Source organism: Ramlibacter sp. JJN2-2R (genome assembly GCF_057747835.1).
This window is the reverse complement of sequence record NZ_CM173226.1, coordinates 3028978-3047375: the sequence shown is the minus strand read 5'-3', so window position 1 is coordinate 3047375 and position 18398 is coordinate 3028978. Positions and strand designations below refer to the sequence as shown.

The 18398-nt window shown below is 70.2% G+C and carries 20 protein-coding genes; 4 read left to right on the top strand and 16 right to left on the bottom strand.

Going from position 1 to position 18398, the window contains the following annotated elements; all coding sequences use genetic code 11:
- Position 1 precedes the first annotated feature (1 nt).
- On the bottom strand, positions 2–1021 hold the full coding sequence (locus AC3ANR_RS14780) for a P1 family peptidase (protein ID WP_488288862.1): 1020 nt from the start codon (positions 1019–1021) through the stop codon (positions 2–4).
- Between the two features lie 168 nt (positions 1022–1189).
- Here AC3ANR_RS14780 and AC3ANR_RS14775 point away from each other — a divergent pair, with 168 nt between their 5' ends.
- Complete coding sequence (locus tag AC3ANR_RS14775) at positions 1190–1498, top strand: ElaB/YgaM/YqjD family protein (protein ID WP_488288861.1); 309 nt, start codon at positions 1190–1192, stop codon at positions 1496–1498.
- Between the two features lie 65 nt (positions 1499–1563).
- Here AC3ANR_RS14775 and AC3ANR_RS14770 read toward each other — a convergent pair whose 3' ends face one another.
- The 5 genes from AC3ANR_RS14770 to AC3ANR_RS14750 form a co-directional block, all read right to left on the bottom strand.
- Positions 1564–1776 (bottom strand): hypothetical protein, encoded by a 213-nt coding sequence (locus tag AC3ANR_RS14770; RefSeq protein ID WP_488288860.1) that lies wholly within the window; start codon positions 1774–1776, stop codon positions 1564–1566.
- Positions 1777–1865: 89 nt separating this feature from the next.
- A complete protein-coding gene (locus tag AC3ANR_RS14765) occupies positions 1866–2900 on the bottom strand; it encodes a potassium channel family protein (RefSeq protein ID WP_488288859.1) in 1035 nt (344 codons plus the stop codon).
- 157 nt (positions 2901–3057) lie between these two features.
- Positions 3058–3825 (bottom strand): BPSS1780 family membrane protein, encoded by a 768-nt coding sequence (locus AC3ANR_RS14760; protein ID WP_488288858.1) that lies wholly within the window; start codon positions 3823–3825, stop codon positions 3058–3060.
- Between the two features lie 111 nt (positions 3826–3936).
- Positions 3937–4899, bottom strand: a complete 963-nt coding sequence (locus tag AC3ANR_RS14755) for a homoserine kinase (protein WP_488288857.1) — start codon at positions 4897–4899, stop codon at positions 3937–3939.
- A gap of 9 nt (positions 4900–4908) precedes the next feature.
- On the bottom strand, positions 4909–5223 hold the full coding sequence (locus AC3ANR_RS14750) for a hypothetical protein (RefSeq protein WP_488288856.1): 315 nt from the start codon (positions 5221–5223) through the stop codon (positions 4909–4911).
- A gap of 53 nt (positions 5224–5276) precedes the next feature.
- On the opposite strand from AC3ANR_RS14750, the gene polA reads away from it, so the two are divergent.
- Both polA and AC3ANR_RS14740 read left to right on the top strand, forming a co-directional pair.
- Positions 5277–8090: a DNA polymerase I gene (gene polA, locus AC3ANR_RS14745; RefSeq protein ID WP_488288855.1), complete on the top strand. Its 2814-nt coding sequence runs from the start codon at positions 5277–5279 to the stop codon at positions 8088–8090.
- Between the two features lie 105 nt (positions 8091–8195).
- Positions 8196–8735, top strand: a complete 540-nt coding sequence (locus AC3ANR_RS14740) for a hypothetical protein (RefSeq protein ID WP_488288854.1) — start codon at positions 8196–8198, stop codon at positions 8733–8735.
- 28 nt (positions 8736–8763) lie between these two features.
- On the opposite strand, the gene AC3ANR_RS14735 is transcribed toward AC3ANR_RS14740, so the two are convergent.
- Together AC3ANR_RS14735 and AC3ANR_RS14730 are read right to left on the bottom strand one after the other, a co-directional pair.
- Positions 8764–9339 (bottom strand): flavin reductase family protein, encoded by a 576-nt coding sequence (locus AC3ANR_RS14735; protein ID WP_488288853.1) that lies wholly within the window; start codon positions 9337–9339, stop codon positions 8764–8766.
- A gap of 167 nt (positions 9340–9506) precedes the next feature.
- On the bottom strand, positions 9507–9686 hold the full coding sequence (locus AC3ANR_RS14730) for a hypothetical protein (RefSeq protein WP_488288852.1): 180 nt from the start codon (positions 9684–9686) through the stop codon (positions 9507–9509).
- A 150-nt stretch (positions 9687–9836) separates the two neighbouring features.
- On the opposite strand from AC3ANR_RS14730, the gene AC3ANR_RS14725 reads away from it, so the two are divergent.
- On the top strand, positions 9837–10883 hold the full coding sequence (locus AC3ANR_RS14725; RefSeq protein ID WP_488288851.1) for a winged helix-turn-helix domain-containing protein: 1047 nt from the start codon (positions 9837–9839) through the stop codon (positions 10881–10883).
- Positions 10884–10933: 50 nt separating this feature from the next.
- On the opposite strand, the gene AC3ANR_RS14720 is transcribed toward AC3ANR_RS14725, so the two are convergent.
- The 8 genes from AC3ANR_RS14720 to AC3ANR_RS14685 form a co-directional block, all read right to left on the bottom strand.
- The gene (locus AC3ANR_RS14720) at positions 10934–11545 is read right to left on the bottom strand and encodes an HAD family hydrolase (RefSeq protein ID WP_488288850.1); all 612 of its coding nucleotides are present in this window, start codon (positions 11543–11545) and stop codon (positions 10934–10936) included.
- 131 nt (positions 11546–11676) lie between these two features.
- Positions 11677–12585 (bottom strand): type II secretion system F family protein, encoded by a 909-nt coding sequence (locus AC3ANR_RS14715; protein ID WP_488288849.1) that lies wholly within the window; start codon positions 12583–12585, stop codon positions 11677–11679.
- A 12-nt stretch (positions 12586–12597) separates the two neighbouring features.
- Positions 12598–13590 (bottom strand): type II secretion system F family protein, encoded by a 993-nt coding sequence (locus AC3ANR_RS14710; RefSeq protein WP_488288848.1) that lies wholly within the window; start codon positions 13588–13590, stop codon positions 12598–12600.
- A 10-nt stretch (positions 13591–13600) separates the two neighbouring features.
- Complete coding sequence (locus AC3ANR_RS14705) at positions 13601–14905, bottom strand: TadA family conjugal transfer-associated ATPase (protein WP_488291822.1); 1305 nt, start codon at positions 14903–14905, stop codon at positions 13601–13603.
- A 100-nt stretch (positions 14906–15005) separates the two neighbouring features.
- Positions 15006–16157 (bottom strand): CpaE/TadZ family protein, encoded by a 1152-nt coding sequence (locus AC3ANR_RS14700; RefSeq protein WP_488288847.1) that lies wholly within the window; start codon positions 16155–16157, stop codon positions 15006–15008.
- Positions 16158–16168: 11 nt separating this feature from the next.
- Positions 16169–16600 carry a TadE/TadG family type IV pilus assembly protein gene (locus AC3ANR_RS14695; protein WP_488288846.1) on the bottom strand — a complete coding sequence of 144 codons (432 nt, stop codon included), beginning with the start codon at positions 16598–16600 and terminating at the stop codon, positions 16169–16171.
- Positions 16597–17034, bottom strand: coding sequence for a TadE/TadG family type IV pilus assembly protein (locus AC3ANR_RS14690; RefSeq protein ID WP_488288845.1), 438 nt, complete (start codon positions 17032–17034; stop codon positions 16597–16599). The genes AC3ANR_RS14695 and AC3ANR_RS14690 overlap by 4 nt, the downstream gene beginning before the upstream one ends.
- A 10-nt stretch (positions 17035–17044) precedes the next feature.
- Positions 17045–18367, bottom strand: a complete 1323-nt coding sequence (locus tag AC3ANR_RS14685) for a pilus assembly protein TadG-related protein (protein ID WP_488288844.1) — start codon at positions 18365–18367, stop codon at positions 17045–17047.
- Positions 18368–18398: the final 31 nt, after the last annotated feature.

The window sequence follows — 18398 nt, the reverse complement described above, 5'->3', positions numbered from 1 at the left end:
TTCACGGCAGGTCGCCCGTGGGCGGCAGGTCGCCCGCAGCCGGCAGGGACAACGCACCGACGGTGACGGACCTGGCGGCGCGCACCGCGCGCACGGTGGCCAGGGCGACGGCCTCGGCGGCCATGGTGGACAGCAGCATCATCTCGGCCGCCTCGCCGCTGGCGCCGGTGCCCAGCGCGAACAGCGTGTCGCCGTCGAGCATGGTGTGGACCGGATTGATGGCGCGCGCCAGGCCGTCGTGGCCCACGGTCGCCAGCCGCGCCGCCTGCGCCTTGGTCAGCACGGCATCGGTGGCGATGACGCCGATGGTGGTGTTGGCCGCCGCGACCAGGCGCCGGGGCGGCATGCCCTCCAGCAGCGCGCGGCGCGAATCGAGCAGCTCGTAGCCGTCGGCCCGGCGTGCGCCGGCGACGATGCGGCCGCTGGCCGGATCGACCACGTCGCCCAGCGCATTGCAGGCGACCAGGGCGCCGACGGTGAAGGCGCCGACGCGGACCGAGGCGGTGCCGATGCCGCCCTTCATGGCCCGCTCGATGCCGAAGATCTTGCCCACGACGGCGCCCGTGCCCGCGCCGACGCAGCCTTCCTCGGGCGGCTGGCCGCTCGCCGCTTCGCACGCGGCATACCCGGCCTGCGCATCGGGGCGCAGCGACGGGTCGCCCAGGTACAGGTCGAACAGGACTGCCGCCGGGACGATGGGCACCCGGCCGGGGCCCACTTCCAGGCCGATGCCGTGCTGCTCGAGCCAGCGCATCGCGCCGGAGGCCGCATCGAGCCCCCAGGCGCTGCCGCCCGAGAGCATGACGGCGTGCACGCGCTCGACCAGGTTGGTCGGGGCGAGCAGGTCGGTCTCGCGCGTGCCGGGGGCGGCGCCGCGCACGTCCACGCCGGCGACCGCGCCCTCGCGCGCCAGCACGGCCGTGCAGCCGGTCGGCCGGCGGGAATCGGTCCAATGGCCGACCTCGATGCCGCGGACGTCGGTGATCGCGCCTTGCGGCGCCGGGCTGGAAGCGGTGGACATGCTCGGGGCTGGGATCGCAGCCCATCATAGCGGCGCGCGCCGGTGCAGGACTTGTCCCACAAACCATGGTCGCGCGGGACGACAGGGCCCCAACGCTGGGCTTCCTAAAGTGCTTGCCAGCACCGGCGCCCGCCGGTCCTCCCCATGAACAGCAACGGAGCGACCACGATGAACAGCGACACCAGCACCAGCACCACCACCGGCTCTCCCTTCCCGACCAGCGCCACCACCGGCACCACCACCGCCACGGGCTCGTCGTCCACGATGGACAGCGGCACCGTGCAGCGCCTGGCCCAGAAGGCGCACGAGGCCGTGGACCGCCTCGAGCAGACGATCGGCGCGAGCAGCGACAAGATGATGGGCTGGCAGCAGGAGTACGGCGACATGACCCGCGAGCAGGTGCGCGCCAACCCGCTGGCCGCCGTCGGCATCGCCTTCGCCGTGGGCATCGTGTTCTCCAAGCTCTTCATGCGCTGAGGCGGGACCGCACAAGGAAAAAGGCCGGGGAACCCGGCCTTTTTCGTTGGGGGCGTGCTTGGGGATCAGCTTTCCAGGCGGATCTTCCCCTCGCGCACATAGCGGTCGAATTCGTCGCGCGGCATGGCGGCCGAGTTCGGGTCGGCACCGTCCATCCAGCCGAGCGTGACGCTGTCGTCGGCGATCTCGATGTCGACCGGGCCGTCGGGGATGGGCATCAGCATGCCGTCGCCGGCACGGAAACACACCTCGCCGCGAATGAGGGCTTGCTGGGACATGGCGTACTCCTTTCGTCTGTCCGTTGGCCCCATTTCAGCGGGAAGGTGGCGCGCGCGCTGTCAGCAAACTCCTCAACACGATGCGGGCGTCATCCCTGCGACGCGGCGCCGGCGAGGAGGCGTTCCAGGTGCGCACGCGCGCCCGGGTTGGTCATGAGCACCAGGGCGGTGCCCGGTTGCACCACGTGGTCGTCCGGCGGGTTGAACACCCACTGGCCGCGCTCGTGCGCGGCCATCAGGATGTACTCGCGCGAGCGGGGCACCAGCTCGGCGACCGGGCGCGCCGGGTGGCCGGCCGGGACGACCACCTCCTCGACGCGCAGGCCCTCGTCGCTGCGCAGCATCTGGTCCATGAAGGTCACCACGTGCGGGCGGATCATGGCCGACGCGATGCGCATGCCGCCTGTGAAGTCGGGCGAGACGATCTCGTCGGCGCCGGCGCGGCGCGCCTTGTCGGCGTTGCGCACGTCGTGCAGCCGCGCCACCACGCGCGCCTTGGCGTTGAGCAGCTTGACCGACAGGGCGACCATCAGGTTGTGGCTGTCGTCGCCGGTGACCGCGAAGACGCCGGCCGCCCGGTGCACGCCGGCGTGCCGCAGGGCGTCGTCGTCGGCGGCGTCCGCCTGCAGCTGCAGCGTGTCGGGGTGATGCTCCAGCCAGCGGGCCATGGCGTCCGGGTCGCGTTCGATGACCACGAAGCGCCGCTTCGTGCGCACGAGCTCGTTGGCCACGTTGGTGCCGACGCGGCCGATGCCGCAGACGATGTAGTGCCCCGAGAGGGCGGCGATCTGCCGTTCCATGCGGCGTCTCCTGAAGGCGGCGTTGAGGTCGGATTCGATCAGCAGCGCCAGGAAGGTCGAGAACAGGTAGCTCAGGTTGGCGATCCCCACCACGGCCACGGCCACCGTGAACAGGCGGCCGTACGGGTGGTTGGTGAGGTCGACGACTTCCGCGTAGCCGATGGTGGCCACGGTGATGAACGTCATGTAGAAACTGTCGACCCAGGTGGCCCCGGGCGCGCCGATGGCGTGGTAGCCCACCGTGCCGGCCGCGTGCACGAGCACCAGCACGGCGCCGCCCGTGAGCAGGCCGCGGAAATGCCGGCTGTGAAACACCTTGTGCACGACGAGCCCCCGCCTCGAGTGGGGACGATTCTAGGGTCGCGGCCGGGTCGCGCGGTCGAGCTGTGCCGTCGCCGCGGCGCGCGACCAGCCGGTGGCGGTCCGCACGATGCCGCTGGGCCGGGAGCGGAGGCCCGCGGCTTCGGTGCGGCCTACCGGGTCAGGAGAGTTGTCCGGGGATCGCGGCGGGCGCGTCGGCCGCGTCCGCGGTGAAGCTGTCGCGGAAGGTGAAGTAGAGCGAGGTCGAGAACATCGCCGCCAGCAGCAGCGCGGCGGGCATCATCACGGCGTTCACCGCGGTGGCGCCGCCGGCCAGGCCGGCGACCAGCCCCAGCACGATGCCCACGGCCAGGAACACGCCCGTCCAGCCGAGCCCGAACACCAGCAGCGCGCCCATGTTGCGCCAGCAGGCCACGACGCTGAAGAACAGGCTCTTGGCCGGCGCGATGCCGTGCCAGTGCACCAGGGCCGGCGCGTGCCAGAACATCAGGAAGAGCGGGGTGTGCAACGCCAGCGTGAGCAGCAGCGTGCCGTCCAGCGCCTGCGCGCCGCCGGCGGCGGCCTTGGGGTCGCCGGCCAGCGAGCCGAGCGCGCTGGCGAGCAGCGAGCCGACGGTGTAGATCACGCCCAGCACCAGCATCGCGCGTGCGCGCTGGCGGCCGGCGCGAAAGGCGCTCACCAGCACCGTGGGCAGCGGGAACCGCCCGCTCGCCGCTTCCGCGGTGGCGGCCATCAGGCCCAGCGTGGCGGCGGGCACGAACAGGCCGGCCACCAGCAGGCCCACGACGGGGATCTGCGCGACCAGCATCACGGCGGCCGTGTACATGAAGAACAGTCCCGCGAGGGCGAGCGGCTGCCGCAGGAAGGTCCGGATGCCCAGGCGGACCCAGAGCATGCCGGTGCGCGGCGGGACGACGTTGAGTTTCATGGCGGAGGCGGTCGGGAGGGCGGGCCGGATTCGGGAGGTTGCAGGCGCCGGCGCGGCGCCGGCCCGCTGCGCGAGGAATTTAACGCATGGGGCGTGAAGGCGCAGGCGCCGCTACGCGTGGACGGGATGCCGCACGCGCTGGCGCAGCACGCGCTCGAAGTGGCCGGGGTCGTGCGGCTTGAGCAGCGAGGCCTCGCGCGGCAGGTGCAGGTCCCACAGGCGCGAGACCCAGAAGCGCAGCGCGCCCGCGCGCGCCATGGCGGGCAGCAGGCGCCGTTCGGCCGCGGACAGCGGCCGCAGCCGGTCGTACGCGCGCAGGAACGCATCGGCGCGCACGGGATCGTGCGCGCCGGTGGGCAGGTCGATGCACCAGTCGTTCAGGCAGACGGCGACGTCGAACAGCCAGGTGTCGACGCCGGCGAAGTAGAAGTCGAAGAAGCCGGTGAGGGCGCCGTCCTCGAACATCGCGTTGTCGCGGAACAGGTCGGCATGGATCGCGCCGCGCGGCAGGGCGGCGTACGCGGACGAGGCGGCGACGTGGTTCTGGAACGCCAGCTCGCTGCGCAGCAGGTCGGCCTGCGGCGGATCGACGAAGGGAAGCACCACCGGGATGGTCTCGTTCCACCACGCCAGCCCGCGCAGGTTGGGCTGCCGCAGCGGGAAGTCGCGCCCGGCCAGGTGCATGCGCGCGAGCATCTCGCCCACGCTGGCGCAGTGCGCGGCCACCGGCGCCAGCTCGCTGTGGCCGCGCAGGCGGTTGACCACCGCCGCCGGCTTGCCGCACACGGTGTGCAGCAGGTCGCCGTCGCGGTCGGCCTGGGGGTCGGGCACCGGGATGCCGCGCTGGGCCAGGTGCTTCATCAGCTGCAGGTAGAACGGCAGCTGCTCGAAGCCGAGCCGCTCGAACAGGGTCAGCACCCAGTCGGCGCGCTCGCCGTCCCGCTCGGTGACGGCGAAGTAGTTGGTGTTCTCGATGCCGCCCTGGATGCCGCGCAGCTCGCGCAGCTCGCCCAGGCCCAGCCGCGCGAGCAGCTCGCGCGCGACGTCCTCCGGAACCTCGGTGAAGACGGCCATCGGCGGGGCTCAGAACTTCAGGACGTTCCAGTACCGGGTGCCGCCCGCCTCGGAGCTGCCGCTACGGTCTTCCCGGGGGCGGTTGCGCGAGAGGTTGGACGGCTCCACCGAGTACTCGGGGACGGCGGCCTTGGGTTGCACCGTGATGCTCTGGGCCTGGCCGGCGTAGCGGATCTCCTCGATCCGGCTGCCCTCGTCCTCGTGCACGAGCCGCTCGACCTTCTGGTTGCGGCGGCCCTCGGCCGCGGCGTCGCCGGCCTGCTGCGCGTGGGCCGCGCCCGCGAGCGCGAGGAGCAGGGCGGCGGCGAGGAAGGGGGAACGCATGCCGCGATTGTAGGCGGCGGCCCGGGCGCCGCGCGCGCGGCGACAATCCCGGCATGAGCGAATCCGACGCGTCCAGCCACCCCAAGACCCTGCTGCTGGTGGACGGCTCCAGCTACCTGTACCGCGCCTTCCATGCCATGCCCGATTTGCGGGCCGTGCCGGGGGACCCGACGAGCCCGGCCACGGGCGCGATCCGCGGGATGATCAACATGATGCAGAAGCTGCGCAAGGACGTGCGCGCCGACTACGCGGCGTGCGTGTTCGATGCGCCGGGCAAGACCTTCCGCGACGACCTGTACCCCGAGTACAAGGCGCACCGCTCGCCGATGCCCGACGAGCTGCGCACGCAGATCGAGCCGATCCACGAGGTGGTGCGGCTGCTCGGCTGGAAGGTGCTGAACGTGCCCGGCGTGGAGGCCGACGACGTGATCGGCACGCTGTCGTGCATGGCGCGCGAGCTGGGCATCCGCACCGTGATCTCCTCGGGCGACAAGGACCTGTCGCAGCTGGTGGACGAGTACGTCACCGTCATCGACACCATGAACGACAAGGTGCGCGACCTGGCGGGGGTGGAGGCCGAGTTCGGCGTGCCGCCCAGGCTGATGGTGGACTACCAGGCGCTGGTGGGCGACTCGGTCGACAACGTGCCGGGCGTGAACAAGGTCGGCCCGAAGACGGCGGTCAAGCTGCTGCAGGAGTACGGCTCGCTCGACGCGCTGATCGAGCGCGCCCACGAGGTCAAGGGCGCCGTCGGCGAGAACCTGCGCCAGGCGCTCGGCTGGCTGCCCACCGGCCGCGCGCTGCTGACGATCCGCAAGGACTGCGACCTGAAGGACCACATCCCCGGCCTGCCGTCGCTGGAGGACATCGTCATCGGCGGCCAGGACATCGAGCGGCTCAAGGCCTTCTACGAGCGGTTCGGTTTGCGCGGCCTGGTCAAGCAGCTGGAGCTGCACGACGTGCCGCCGGAGCTGCTGGAGGAGCACAAGTCGCGCCGCAAGGTGGGCACCGCCGGCGGCGGGCTGTTCGAGGAGCCGGACCTGTCCGGGCTGTCGCGCGCGACCAACCTGCAGTACGAGACCGTTCTCACCTGGGCGCAGTTCGACGCCTGGCTGCCGCGGCTGCAGGCGGCGCCGCTCGTGGCGCTGGACACGGAAACGAGTTCGCTGGACGAGATGGTGGCCGAGATCGTTGGCCTGTCGTTCTCGGTCGAGCCGGGCGTCGCGGCCTACGTACCGCTGGCGCACAGCTACGCCGGCGCGCCCGACCAGCTGCCGCGCGAGGAGGTGCTGGCGCGCCTGAAGCCCTGGCTGGAGGACGCCGGGCGGCCCAAGCTGGGCCAGCACGTGAAGTACGACCGCCACGTGTTCGCCAACCACGGCATCGAGGTGCGCGGCTACGCGCACGACACCATGCTGCAAAGCTACGTGCTGGAGGTGCACAAGCCGCACGGCCTGGCCTCGCTGGCCGAGCGCCACCTGGGCAGGAGCGGCATCGACTTCGAGACCATCGCCGGCAAGGGGGCGCACCAGATCCCGTTCCAGCAGGTGCCGATCGACAAGGCGGCCGAGTACTCGTGCGAGGACTCGGACCAGACGCTGGACGTGCACCTGACGCTGTGGCCGCGGCTGGAGCGCGATGCCAGGCTGCGCTTCATCTACGACCTGGAGATGCGCAGCAGCGAGACGCTGTACCGCATCGAGCGCAACGGCGTGCTGATCGACGCCGGCACGCTGGCGCGCCAGAGCCACGAGCTGGGCCAGCGCATCATGCAGCTGGAGCGCGAGGCGCACGACCTGGCGGGCCAGCCGTTCAACCTGGGCAGCCCCAAGCAGATCGGCGAGATCTTCTTCGGCAAGCTGGGCCTGCCGGTGGTCAAGAAGACCGCCAGCGGCGCGCCCAGCACCGACGAGGAGGTGCTGGAGAAGCTGGCCGAGGACTACCCGCTGCCGGCCAAGATCCTGGAGCACCGCGGCCTGTCCAAGCTCAAGGGCACCTACACCGACAAGCTGGCGCAGATGGCGCATCCGCGCACCGGCCGCGTGCACACGCACTACGCGCAGGCCGTCGCGGTGACCGGGCGGCTGTCGTCCAACGAGCCGAACCTGCAGAACATCCCGGTCAAGACCGCCGAGGGCCGCCGCGTGCGCGAGGCCTTCGTCGCGCCGCCCGGGCGTGCGATCGCCAGCGCCGACTACAGCCAGATCGAGCTGCGGATCATGGCCCACCTGTCCGAGGATCCGGCGCTGCTGCGCGCCTTCACCGAGGGCCTGGACGTGCACCGCGCCACCGCGAGCGAGGTGTTCGGCGTGGCGCCCGACCAGGTCTCCAGCGAGCAGCGCCGCTACGCCAAGGTGATCAACTTCGGCCTGATCTATGGCATGAGCAGCTTCGGCCTCGCGCGCAACCTGGGCATCGAGACCAAGGCGGCCGCGGCGTACATCGACCGCTACTTCCAGCGCTATCCCGGCGTGAAGCAGTACATGGACGAGACCCGCGCCTCGGCCAAGGAGCGTGGCTACGTCGAGACGGTGTTCGGGCGCCGCCTGTACCTGCCCGAGATCAACTCGCCCAACGGGCCGCGCCGCGGCGGCGCCGAGCGCGCCGCCATCAACGCGCCCATGCAGGGCACGGCCGCCGACCTGATCAAGCTGTCGATGGTGAAGATCCAGGACGTGCTGGATGCCGAGGGGCGCGGCACGCTCATGATCATGCAGGTGCACGACGAACTGGTGTTCGAGGTGCCCGAGGCGGAGGTGGAGTGGGTGCGCACCGAGATCCCGCGCCTGATGGCCGGCGTGGCGGAACTGCGCGTGCCGCTGCTGGCGGAGATCGGCGTCGGCGAGAACTGGGAGAAGGCCCACTGACCGTGACGGAAGTCGCGGTCGGCGCGCGCCAATTGCAACGGCGGCTTGCGGCGGCATCGCGCCGACAGGCCGGCGCAAGCAGCGGCCCGTATCATGGCCGGTCGCATGGCCAAGTCGTCGCAACCTCCCCTCGTTCCGTTCTTCCCGGGCGACCGCGCCACGGCGCCGATGGCGCTGGAGGAGACCAGCGAGTCGGCCTGGCAGCGGTTCGAGGCGCTGCAGAAGGCGCACGAGATGCCGTTCGCGCCCACCGAGCCCGGGCAGGCGCCCACCGGTGCCCGCGCCTTCATGGCCACGCAGCCGCTGGACTCGGGGGCCGCGCCGCTCGTGCCCACCCCGCGGCCGAGGAAGGCGCTGACGCTGGACCAGGTGATGGTCCTGGCCCGCCGCAACAACCGCGCCTGCCCGATGCCGGCCGCCTGGGCCCGGCTGCATGGGCTGCTGCCGGCGCGCGAGCACAAGGGGCGTGCGATCGAGCCGCCGCCGCCGATCGACGGCCCGGCCTGGGCCGCCGTCTCGCCGATGCAGAAGCGCCTGCGCCTGCGCGACCAGATCGAGTGGGCCGAGCAGTCCGGCGCCCTTCAGGCCATCCACGACTTCCTCGCGGCGCTGCCCGAGGAGCAGTGGCTCTACATGGACCAGTGAGCGGGCGCGCGCTGCGCGGCCCCCGTCCTCAGATCGGCTTGGCCCGGATCGTGCCGCCGGCGCGCACGAAGTTGCCGCCGCCCAGGTGGTGGATGGTCTGCAGTTCGCTGTTGCCGGGCCGGAAGTCCCAGTGCCCGCCGGCGAAGATCCTCGCATCGGCCGCCGCCGCCACCACCTCGCCGAAGCAGGTGTCGTAGGCGTCCTCGGCGTGCGGCTCGCGGATGAGACGGCATTCGAGCCAGGCCGCGCAGCCCGACTCGAGCACGGGAAGGCCGAGCACCGGCCCGGGCCGCGCCGCGATGCCGTGGCGCTGGAACTTGTCGACGTCGCGCCCGCTCGTGCTGCCGACCGCATAGGTCAGGTCGACCAGCGCCGTGCCGGGCAGGCAGATGCCGAACGCGCCACTCGCCAGCACGAGCTCGCGCGTGTAGGTCTTCTTGTCGATCACGATGGCGATGCGCGGCGGCGTGAACTCGACCGGCATCGACCAGGCGGCCGCCATGATGTTGCGGCGCCCCTGGTGCACGCTCGTGACGAGCACGGTGGGCCCGTGGTTGACCAGGCGGCTGGCGTGGGCCAGGTCGACGGCGGCGAAGGTGCTCATGCGGCCATGCTAGCGCGGCATGGCGCGCGGGCCGCACCACGAACGGGCATCGCAGCCTGCCGGCGAAACAATCCCCATCAAGATGTGAACCGCGCTTGTGGCCACCCCCGGCGCGCACCTATAACTCGGCCCCCAGGGCCGCGCCGTGACGATGCCGGTTGCCACGCTCAGGTGCCGAAGATCGACGCCAGCGACAGTTGAACCGGGAAGTCGGCCAGCGTGTCCGTGGTCATGCCGGCGATGACGCCGTAGAAGAGAGTGCAGGTCACGAACACGGCGGCGACGGCGAGAGCTGCGCGCGTGGGCTTGGCCAGCGGCGGCAGCGGTGAATGGAAGTGGGTGTGCATGTCGGACTCCTTGGTGCGGACTTGACTTGCACGCGATGATGGACACCAGGGCCTGAAGAGTCCTGAAGGAAGTGCACCATGGGCCTGAATCGATCTGAAGGGACGCCACCGGGGGATCGGCGCCTGGCGCCGTGGCGATTCCAGGACCTGGTGATCGATCCCGACCGGCGAGCGGTGCTGAGGCAGGGGCAGGTCTGCGCGCTCGGGGCCAGGGCCTTCGACCTGCTGGTCGCCCTGATCGAGCGCCGGGACCGCGTGGTCTCCAAGCGCGAACTCATTGACCTGGTCTGGCCCGACACGATCGTGGAGGAAAACAACCTGCAGGTCCACATCAGCGCCCTGCGCAAGGTCATGGGCACGCAGGCGATCGCCACCGTGCCCGGCCGCGGCTACCGCTTCACCGGCCCGCTCTGGGCCGCCGACGCGGACGAGCAGCCGGTGCAGGCGCCGGCGGCGCCGGCGGCGCTGCGCATCACCACCCGGCCGGCCAAGACCGGCAACCTGCCGCAGCCGGCCACCAGCTTCGTTGACCGCGAACACGAACTCGCGCTGGCCGCCGACCTGCTGGCTCGGCATCGCCTGCTGACGATCACGGGCCTGCACGGCATCGGCAAGACGCGGCTGGCGATCCAGGCCGCGGCCTTGCAGGCCTGGACGTTTCCCGGCAGCGTGTGGTTCGCCGGCCTCGATGCGCAGGCCGGTCCGGCGCTGGTGCCGCAGCGCATCGCCGCGGCCTTCGGCGAGCCGGCCGAGATGCCGTCGATGGAGGCGCTGGCCGCCCGCCTGGCGCCGCGCGGCCGCCTGCTGCTCTTGCTGGACGGCTGCGAACATGCGAGTGCCGCCTGCGCGGCCGTGTGCGGGCAGTTGCTGCGCGCCTGCCCCGAGTTGCGCATCCTGGCCACCGGCCGCGGCCCCCTCGGCGTGGACGACGAGGCGATCCTGCCGCTGGCCGCCATGCCCACGCCGGGCGAGGAATCGCTGACCACCCCGCAGGCCCTGCTGACCTGCGCTTCCGTCCAGCTGTTCGTCGAACGCGCGCGCGACGCCCAGCCCGGCTTCGCGCTCGATGCCTCCACCGCCGCGGACGTGGCGCACGTGTGCGAGCGCCTGCGCGGCCATCCGCGCTCGATCGAGTGGGCGGCCGCGCGGCTGCGCACGCTGCCGCTGCGCGAGATCGCGGCCGGCCTCCGCGCCTGACGCCGGGCGCGGAGCCGGACGAAGCGGCGGGTCTGAGAGCTTCGCGAGGCCTAGGCGAGCCCGCGCTGCTCGAGCGCGTGCCGCACGTCCCCCGGTCCGCCCACCAGCACGGCATCCAGGCCCAGCTGGCGCGCGGCCTCGACGTTGTCGGGCAGGTCGTCGAAGAAGAGGATCGACGGCGCCGGCAGGTCGAGCGCCTGCAGCACGTGCTCGAACGCGGGCGGCGCGGGCTTGCGGTGGCCGATCTCGTGCGAGACGAACACCCGGTCGAAGCGCGGCAGCAGGGCGGGGAAGGCGCGCTCGATCGCCGCGACGTGGGTGGCGTTCGTGTTCGACAGCGCATGGCACGGCAGGCCGCGGGCGCGCAGCGCATCGAGCAGCTCCACCGTTTCCGAGATCTCGTGCAGCAGGATGGCGTTCCAGCCGTGGCGGATGGCGTCGTCGCCGCAGCGCAACCCGAGCGTCTCGCGCAGGTGCGCGAAGTAGCCCTCGGGCGGCAGGTGCCCGGTCTCGTGGCGGCGGAAGGCGTCGTCGACGACGAAGCGCTGCCGCACCGCCGTGGCGGGCAGCGATGAATGGGTGGACCAATGGACGAGCGCCGGCTCCCAGTCGACGTGGAGCACGACGCCGCCGAGGTCGAACAGGGCGGCTTGGGTGGTCATGGGCGGCGCACTGTAGCAAAGCGCCGCCGCGACGTCAGCGCGCGAGGGAGCCGCCGTCCACCGGGTCGTAGGCGCCGGTGACGATGGCCACCTCCTCGTAGGAGGCCGTCGGCCGGGTCGCCCGGCCGGACTCACTTGTGGCTGAGCATTGGCAGGACGGTCCGAATGATCGTGATCAGCGCCGGCCCAAGGATGACCATGATCACCGACGGGAAGATGAACAGCACCAGGGGCAGCAGCATCTTGGTCGGGATCTTCGCGGCGCGTTCCTCCGCCGCCACTTGCCGCTTGTAGCGCAGGTCATCGGAGAAGACCCGGAGCGAGTCGCCGACGCTGGTGCCGAACTTGTCGGCCTGCGTGAGCATGGTGGCGAAGGTGCCGATCTCCTCGATGCCGGTGCGCAGGGCGAGGTTGCGCAGAGCCTGCTCGCGGGTGCCGCCGGCGCGCATTTCCAGGTTGGTCAGGTGCAGCTCCTCGGCGAGCGCGACGCTCTTGCGCTTCATCTCCTCCGCCACCTTCGTCAGGCTGGCGTCCAGGCCCAGGCCGGCCTCTACGCACACCAGCATGAGATCCGCGGCATCGGGGAATGTCTCGAAGATCTCGCGCTGCCGCTCTTGCCGCTTGTGCCAGATCACCAGGTTCGGCAGGTAGCAGCCGACCAGGGCCGCCACCAGGATCATCAACAGCAGGCCGAGGCCGACCGACTGGCTGAGGGCGCGTGCCAGGAAGAACGTGATGCTCGCGAACAGCAGCGGCAGCAACCCCTTGGCGCCGAAGTACAGCAGCCGGGCATCCTCGCGGCGGATGCCGGCATTGAGGAAGCGCTGCCGCAAGGGCGACGACTCCCAGTCCCCGCTGGGGGTCGAGAGCCTGGCGAACGGGCCGGCGACCTTGACGAAGGTTTCCGTCCAGTCGGAGGGCTGCTGCGGCGCCGCGAAGCCCTGCAGCCGCTGCTGCGTCTTGCTGGGCGCGTAGAACGTGAAGCCGGCGGCGGCCAGCAGCACGACGCAGATGAACACGAGGGCGGACAGGATGATCATGGCAGCGGCCTCCTAGACGCGGATGCGGACGATCTTGCGCATCAGCAGCGCACCGAACGCCATCAGGATCAGCATGTATTTGATGATCGAGATGCCCATCGGGTCGGTCCACAGGACACTCATGAACTTGGGGTTGGCGAGGTTCAGCACGAACGCCAGGGCAAAGGGCATGATCCCCAGGATCCAGGCGGAAAGCCGCCCTTCCGATGACAGCACCTTCACCTTTGCCAGGAGCTTGGCACGCTGGCGGATCAGGCTGCTCAGGCTGGTGAGGATCTCGGTCAGGTTGCCGCCCGAGTCGCGCTGGATCAGCACGGCGACGACGAAATAACGCAGGTCGGTGATGGGCACCCGTTCGCTCAGGTTGGTCAGCGCCTGCTGCAGCGAGACGCCGAAGTTCATCTGGTCGTGCACGGTGCGGAACTCGCCCGCGATGGGCTCGCTCGTTTCCTCGCCGGCCATCTTCAGCGCCGAAGTAAAGGCGTGCCCGGCTCGCAGCGCGCGCGTCATCAGGTCGAGCGTGTCGGGCAGTTGGCGCTGGATGGCGGCCAGCCGGCGCGACCGCTTGCGCAGGACATAGGCCAGCGGGAGCGCAGCGGCGCCGGCCGCGACGAGCGGCGTGAGCAACGACGAGAAGTTGATCAGCTGATCGGCGATGACCCAGCCGGCGACGGCCGCGCCCGCGGTGGCCAGGAGCACGCCGGACACGGTCCAGGTCAGGCCGGATTGCAGCAGCACGCGATCGAGGTGGTGCATGCGGGGCATGCGTTGCAGGATGCGCTCGAGGGTAGGCAACTCGCTGAGCATCCGCTGCCGCAGCACCTGCGATTGCGCGCCGCGGTCGCTCGCCGCCGACAGCGACGTCAGCCGCCTCTTCAGGCGCGTGGCTTCCGGGCCCCGGTGGGACTTCCACAGCAGGTAGAGCCCTTCCACGAGCAGCAGGAAGGTTGTGAAGCCGAGGACGACGAGGATGAGGAAGTCGTTGGGGCCTTGGGTGATCTGCATGACAGCTCCTTCACTGCAGGTGGCGCAGCGGGTCGAACATGCCGTCGGGCAGCGTGATCCCGAAAGCCCGCAGCCGCTCCGCGAACTTGGGGCGCACGCCGGTGGCCTGGAAGAACCCTTCCACCAGGCCGTCCTTGCCGATGCCGGTCTGGCGGTAGGTGAAGATCTCCTGCATGGTGACCACTTCGCCCTCCATGCCGGTGATCTCCTGGATGCTGGTCACCTTGCGCCGGCCGTCGATCAGTCGCAGCACCTGCACGACGACCGTGATGGCCGACGCGATCTGCTGGCGCGCCGCCTTGTGCGGCAGGTTCAGGTTGGCCATGCCGATCATGTTTTCCAGGCGGGCGATGGCGTCGCGAGGGGTGTTCGCGTGGATCGTGGTGAGCGAGCCCTCGTGGCCCGTGTTCATGGCCTGCAGCATGTCGAAGGCCTCGGCGCCGCGGACCTCGCCGATGATGATGCGGTCCGGGCGCATGCGCAGGGCGTTGCGCACCAGCGCGCGCTGCGTCACCTCGCCCTTGCCCTCGATGTTCGGCGGGCGGGTCTCCATCCGGACCACGTGCGGCTGCTGCATCTGCAGCTCGGCAGCGTCCTCGATCGTCACCACGCGCTCGTTTTCGGGGATGTAGCCCGACAGGATGTTCAGCAGCGTCGTCTTGCCGGCGCCGGTGCCGCCGGAGATCAGCATGTTCACCTTGGACCTGATCAGCCCCTCGAGCATCAGCGCCATGTCCGGCGTCATGGTCTTGAGCGTGTCGCCGATCAGGTTCTCCATCCGCAGCGGGGTGCGCGCGAAGCGGCGGATCGACATCATCGGCCCGTCGATCGCCACCGGCGGCACGACAGCGTTCACCCGCGAGCCGTCGGGCAGACGCGCATCCACCATGGGGCTCGATTCGTCGATGCGCCGGCCGACCAGCGAGACGATCTTGTCGATGATGCGCAGCAGGTGCTTCTCGTCCGTGAACGTGACGTTGGTCAGCTCCAGCCGGCCGCGCCGTTCCACATAGATCTGCTGGTAGGAGTTGACCAGGATGTCCGAGACGCTCGGGTCGGCCATGAGCAGTTCCAGCGGGCCGAAGCCGAGCATCTCGTGCTGGATGTCGCGGATCAGCGTGCCGCGCTCGGCGTCGTTGATGACGGCCTGCTCCTCCGCCAGCAGCCGCTCGACCATGGCGGCGATTTCCTGGCGCAGCGCCTCGGGCGACAGCGTCTCCAGCGCGGCGAGGTCGAACTTGTCCAGCAGCTTCAGGTGGATGCGGCCCTTGATCGCCTTGTACGAGTCGGCCGCGGGTCCGGTGGCCGAAGGCATCACCGGTTCCGGCAACGGGATGCCTCCATTGAGCTTGGCGCGCAGCGAGAGCATCGAGCCGGCGCCCGACGTGGTGGTGATGGGCAGGATGGGCGACATGTCAGGCTCTCCGGAAGAGGCGGTCGAGGAGCCCGCGCGACTCCTCCTGGCGCGGGCTGAGTGCCTGGGCGAAATCGGCCAGCGTGCGGGCGATCGCGCTCGAGCGGGAACTCCTGGCGACGGGGTCGCCATGGTTGATGGACGCACTGACCTCCTTGTAGGCGTTGGGAACCGTACGCAGCTTGACCGCGCCGAGCGCGCGCTGGATCTCCTCGACACCGATCTCCGCCGATTTCTCGAACCGGTTGACGATCATTTCGGTCTTGTCGCTGGGGTAGCCCAGCGCGCGGAAGGCGTCGAGCGTGCGGCTGGCGTTGCGCAGGTCGGGCAGCGCTGACTGCATCACGCCGAAGATGCGCCAGGCCCGGTCGAAAGCGCGGATGGCGATGGTGTCCAGGTTGCGGGCGACATCGACGATGATGAAGTCGTACTGCGCCGCGGCGACTTCGAGGATCGCGTCCACGTGCTCGGGCTTGACCTCGATGGCCTGGGCCATGTCGTCCGGCGCCGCCAGGACGCTGAAGGTCGGGGTCACCTTCACGGTGCTGGCGGCCAGCAGGCTCGCATCCAGCCGGGCGATGTCGCGGGCCACGTTGGCGATGGTCGAGGGCGCGCTGCCGTCGTGCACGAAGCCCAGCGCGTCGCCGAACTGCAGGTTCAGATCGACGAGCAGGACGCTGCCGCGCTCCGCCAGCTGCCAGCCAAGGTTGGTGGCCAGGAACGTCGCGCCGCTGCCGCCCTTGCACGGCATGAACGCCAGGACCTTGCCCTGCTTGGGGCCCTGCGCCTTGGTCAGCTTGGCATCCACCCGATCAATGGCGGCTTCCAGCGCATCGCGAGGCGCCGGGGAGGGCAGCACTTCGCGCACGCCGGCGCGCATCGAGTTGATCAGGAATTCGGGCGTGTGCGTCGAGCACAGCAGCACCACCGTGGTCGAGGGGTGGTGCGTGGTGACGTCTTCGACCTGCGAAAGCTCCGTCAGGTCGCAGCAGATGCCGTCCACGAGCATCAGGTCGGGATGCTCGCGGTCGGCCACTTCGCGCATGCGGCTCTTGCCGCCCTCGAAGACCAGCGCGTGGTGGCCGCGGCCCTCCGCCACCGCGCGAATGTCCTGCAGGTGGCGGGCGTTGGGGGAGATGACTGCGATTTTCATGGGGGTCCTTGTCACGGGCAGTTCGTCGCGCTGTGGGCGTCCTGGCGCATGTCTTCACGCGTGAGGTAGGTGGCGAACGTCGGCATGGGGATCGCACCGACTCGCGCGAGCCCGGCGATCGGGGAGATGAAGTTGTAGTTCATGCCCGTGATTTCCACGCGCACGCCGATGCAGCTGGTCGGGCTGCAGCCGGCTGGATCCCATGCGATGTCGGCAGTCGTGATCTGCGGAACGAGGGCCTGCATCCGGGACAGAACCGCCGTTGCGTCGGCGGTGCTGTCACACACCGCGGCGTAGCGCGCGCCGGCCCGCGCGGCCTCGTTGGCCGAGCTCCAGCTGAACAGCATGCGCGAGAAGTCGAGGATGGCGAGCATCACTGCGAGGAAGGTGACGAGCACCAGCGCGAACTCGATGGCGGTGGCGCCTAGCTGGCTTCGCTTCACAGGTGGCTCCTCATGGTGGCCGTGATGTCCGAGAACGTGATGGTCCCGAACGACACGCCGAAGGCGGTGGTGAAGATGGAACGGAATTGGTAGCCGGTGACACCGACCGTCACCGTCTTGATCAGTGGAGCGGTGCCCTGTTGCGACCAGGTAGGCGGCATCACGTTGGCGGTGCCCAGGTTCCTTGCCAGCGGTGTGGCTCCGGCGGGTGGCTGGATGTATCCGTAGACGATCAGGTTGGCTGCCTCGGTCTGGTGCGTGTTCGGGTTCTGCGTCGACAGATACCGGGCGGCCACTCGCACGGACTTGGCCACGTTCTGGTACTCGTACAAGGCGCGCCCGAATTCCGTGGTGGTGAAGGTCAGGATTAGCAGGAATGGCAGGATGAGCGCGAACTCCACCAGCGCCACCCCGCGTTGAGCCGATTTGCGCATGGTGTGCTCCTCACCGGACCAGGACGGGGACGAGGGGTCCGGCCGCTCCCCCCGGCAAGCCCGATGTTGTGCAGGGACTAGAGGGCGCGCCGGCCGAGCCCACGATCTCGATGCGGACATCGTCCTGCGGCCCGCTCATCGGGTGGAGCAGGAAGACGCAGAGGTAGTCGATGACGCGATTGGCGCCGTCGAGCACGGGCACGGTTGCTATGCGTCGGTCCGGGGAGCCGTACTGCGCGTGCTCGCCAGTCGCGCCCGGCGTGGCCAGAGTGCGGAAGCTGTTCAGCTGGTTCTGGTTGCCGAAGACGATGCGGCTGCCATCCCGCAGGTTTGTGCCCGTGTCATCGAATGAGGCGTAGCTCGCGCGCTTGGTGACGAAGTTCTGCGCCGTCGGGTCCGAGAGGGGCGCGTTGGGCGTTCCCGACCACGCGCCCCAATAGACCGTGGTGCTGCCGTCAGCAAGGGTGAGGGTCTGGGAATTGGTCCAGTTCCCACTCAGGTTCCTGGGGCGGTACGCGTAACCGGAATAGTCCGGCCGGTGAACGCTGTGGTCGACATTGTTCCTGTAGATGCCGAAGCGGTAGTTCCAGGCTTCGTCCACCGCGGTCTTGGCACCCGGGGTGCCGAGTTGGTCACCGATGCGCGTGTTGCACACGCCGCCTTCGAGTTGGTCCCGGGTCGACCTGGCGTTCGTGCTGCCGTCGAGGTTGTACCAACCGAACTCGCCGGTTCCGGGCGTCCTGTCGCCCCAGACGACCACCCATTGGCCCGGCCGGAAGCCGTACATCGGGGCCGCGCCGGCCCCTGCCTTGACGGCCACGGGGATCGGGCAGGCGGTCTGCGAACTGCCTCGCTTCGCAACGGCTCGGGCTCCTACGTCCTGCGTGGCGGGGAAGACGTCCGTCGCGCCGGAGAAGGCGGCCATCGCCCGCATCAGCCACAGGCGCACGTCGGGCTGCACATGGGCGCACTCGGCGTACGTGGCAGCGGCGTCGCTGGTCGTCGGTGTGAAGCTGCTGTTGAAAAAGCTGACTTCGGCGTCGGTGACCTTTTCCTTGCCATCCCAGCTGGCTGACTGCAGGTTGACGCGATTGAGGTTAGCCGCGGTCATTCCAGCGCTGCGCGCGCGCGCCACGGCGTTGGCGAGGCCGTCCAGTTCCTGAGCCGCCGAGAGGGCGCAGCTGTCCATGGCCGTCTGCAATTCCGTCTTGACGATGAAGAGCCGCCCGAAGTCGAGGGCGAACCCCATGAAGCCAAGCAGGAACAACAGCATCAGGCACATCGTGATGATGACGGCCCCGCGCTGCTGGCGGTGATTGGCTAGGCGAGTCATGTCGCTTGTCCGTTCCGTGGGGGAGGCCGGA

What these genes read in the sequence shown, in the direction of transcription:
- AC3ANR_RS14770 (WP_488288860.1), bottom strand. Translation starts at nt 1,776, where the DNA reads ATGTCCCAGCAAGCCCTCATTCGCGGCGAGGTGTGTTTCCGTGCCGGC.
- AC3ANR_RS14760 (WP_488288858.1), bottom strand. Translation starts at nt 3,825, where the DNA reads ATGAAACTCAACGTCGTCCCGCCGCGCACCGGCATGCTCTGGGTCCGC.
- AC3ANR_RS14685 (WP_488288844.1), bottom strand. Translation starts at nt 18,367, where the DNA reads ATGACTCGCCTAGCCAATCACCGCCAGCAGCGCGGGGCCGTCATCATC.
- AC3ANR_RS14780 (WP_488288862.1), bottom strand. Translation starts at nt 1,021, where the DNA reads ATGTCCACCGCTTCCAGCCCGGCGCCGCAAGGCGCGATCACCGACGTC.
- AC3ANR_RS14710 (WP_488288848.1), bottom strand. Translation starts at nt 13,590, where the DNA reads ATGCAGATCACCCAAGGCCCCAACGACTTCCTCATCCTCGTCGTCCTC.
- AC3ANR_RS14720 (WP_488288850.1), bottom strand. Translation starts at nt 11,545, where the DNA reads ATGACCACCCAAGCCGCCCTGTTCGACCTCGGCGGCGTCGTGCTCCAC.
- AC3ANR_RS14740 (WP_488288854.1), top strand. Translation starts at nt 8,196, where the DNA reads ATGGCCAAGTCGTCGCAACCTCCCCTCGTTCCGTTCTTCCCGGGCGAC.
- AC3ANR_RS14755 (WP_488288857.1), bottom strand. Translation starts at nt 4,899, where the DNA reads ATGGCCGTCTTCACCGAGGTTCCGGAGGACGTCGCGCGCGAGCTGCTC.
- AC3ANR_RS14705 (WP_488291822.1), bottom strand. Translation starts at nt 14,905, where the DNA reads ATGCCTTCGGCCACCGGACCCGCGGCCGACTCGTACAAGGCGATCAAG.
- AC3ANR_RS14700 (WP_488288847.1), bottom strand. Translation starts at nt 16,157, where the DNA reads ATGAAAATCGCAGTCATCTCCCCCAACGCCCGCCACCTGCAGGACATT.
- AC3ANR_RS14750 (WP_488288856.1), bottom strand. Translation starts at nt 5,223, where the DNA reads ATGCGTTCCCCCTTCCTCGCCGCCGCCCTGCTCCTCGCGCTCGCGGGC.
- AC3ANR_RS14775 (WP_488288861.1), top strand. Translation starts at nt 1,190, where the DNA reads ATGAACAGCGACACCAGCACCAGCACCACCACCGGCTCTCCCTTCCCG.
- AC3ANR_RS14715 (WP_488288849.1), bottom strand. Translation starts at nt 12,585, where the DNA reads ATGATCATCCTGTCCGCCCTCGTGTTCATCTGCGTCGTGCTGCTGGCC.
- polA (WP_488288855.1), top strand. Translation starts at nt 5,277, where the DNA reads ATGAGCGAATCCGACGCGTCCAGCCACCCCAAGACCCTGCTGCTGGTG.
- AC3ANR_RS14690 (WP_488288845.1), bottom strand. Translation starts at nt 17,034, where the DNA reads ATGCGCAAATCGGCTCAACGCGGGGTGGCGCTGGTGGAGTTCGCGCTC.
- AC3ANR_RS14735 (WP_488288853.1), bottom strand. Translation starts at nt 9,339, where the DNA reads ATGAGCACCTTCGCCGCCGTCGACCTGGCCCACGCCAGCCGCCTGGTC.
- AC3ANR_RS14730 (WP_488288852.1), bottom strand. Translation starts at nt 9,686, where the DNA reads ATGCACACCCACTTCCATTCACCGCTGCCGCCGCTGGCCAAGCCCACG.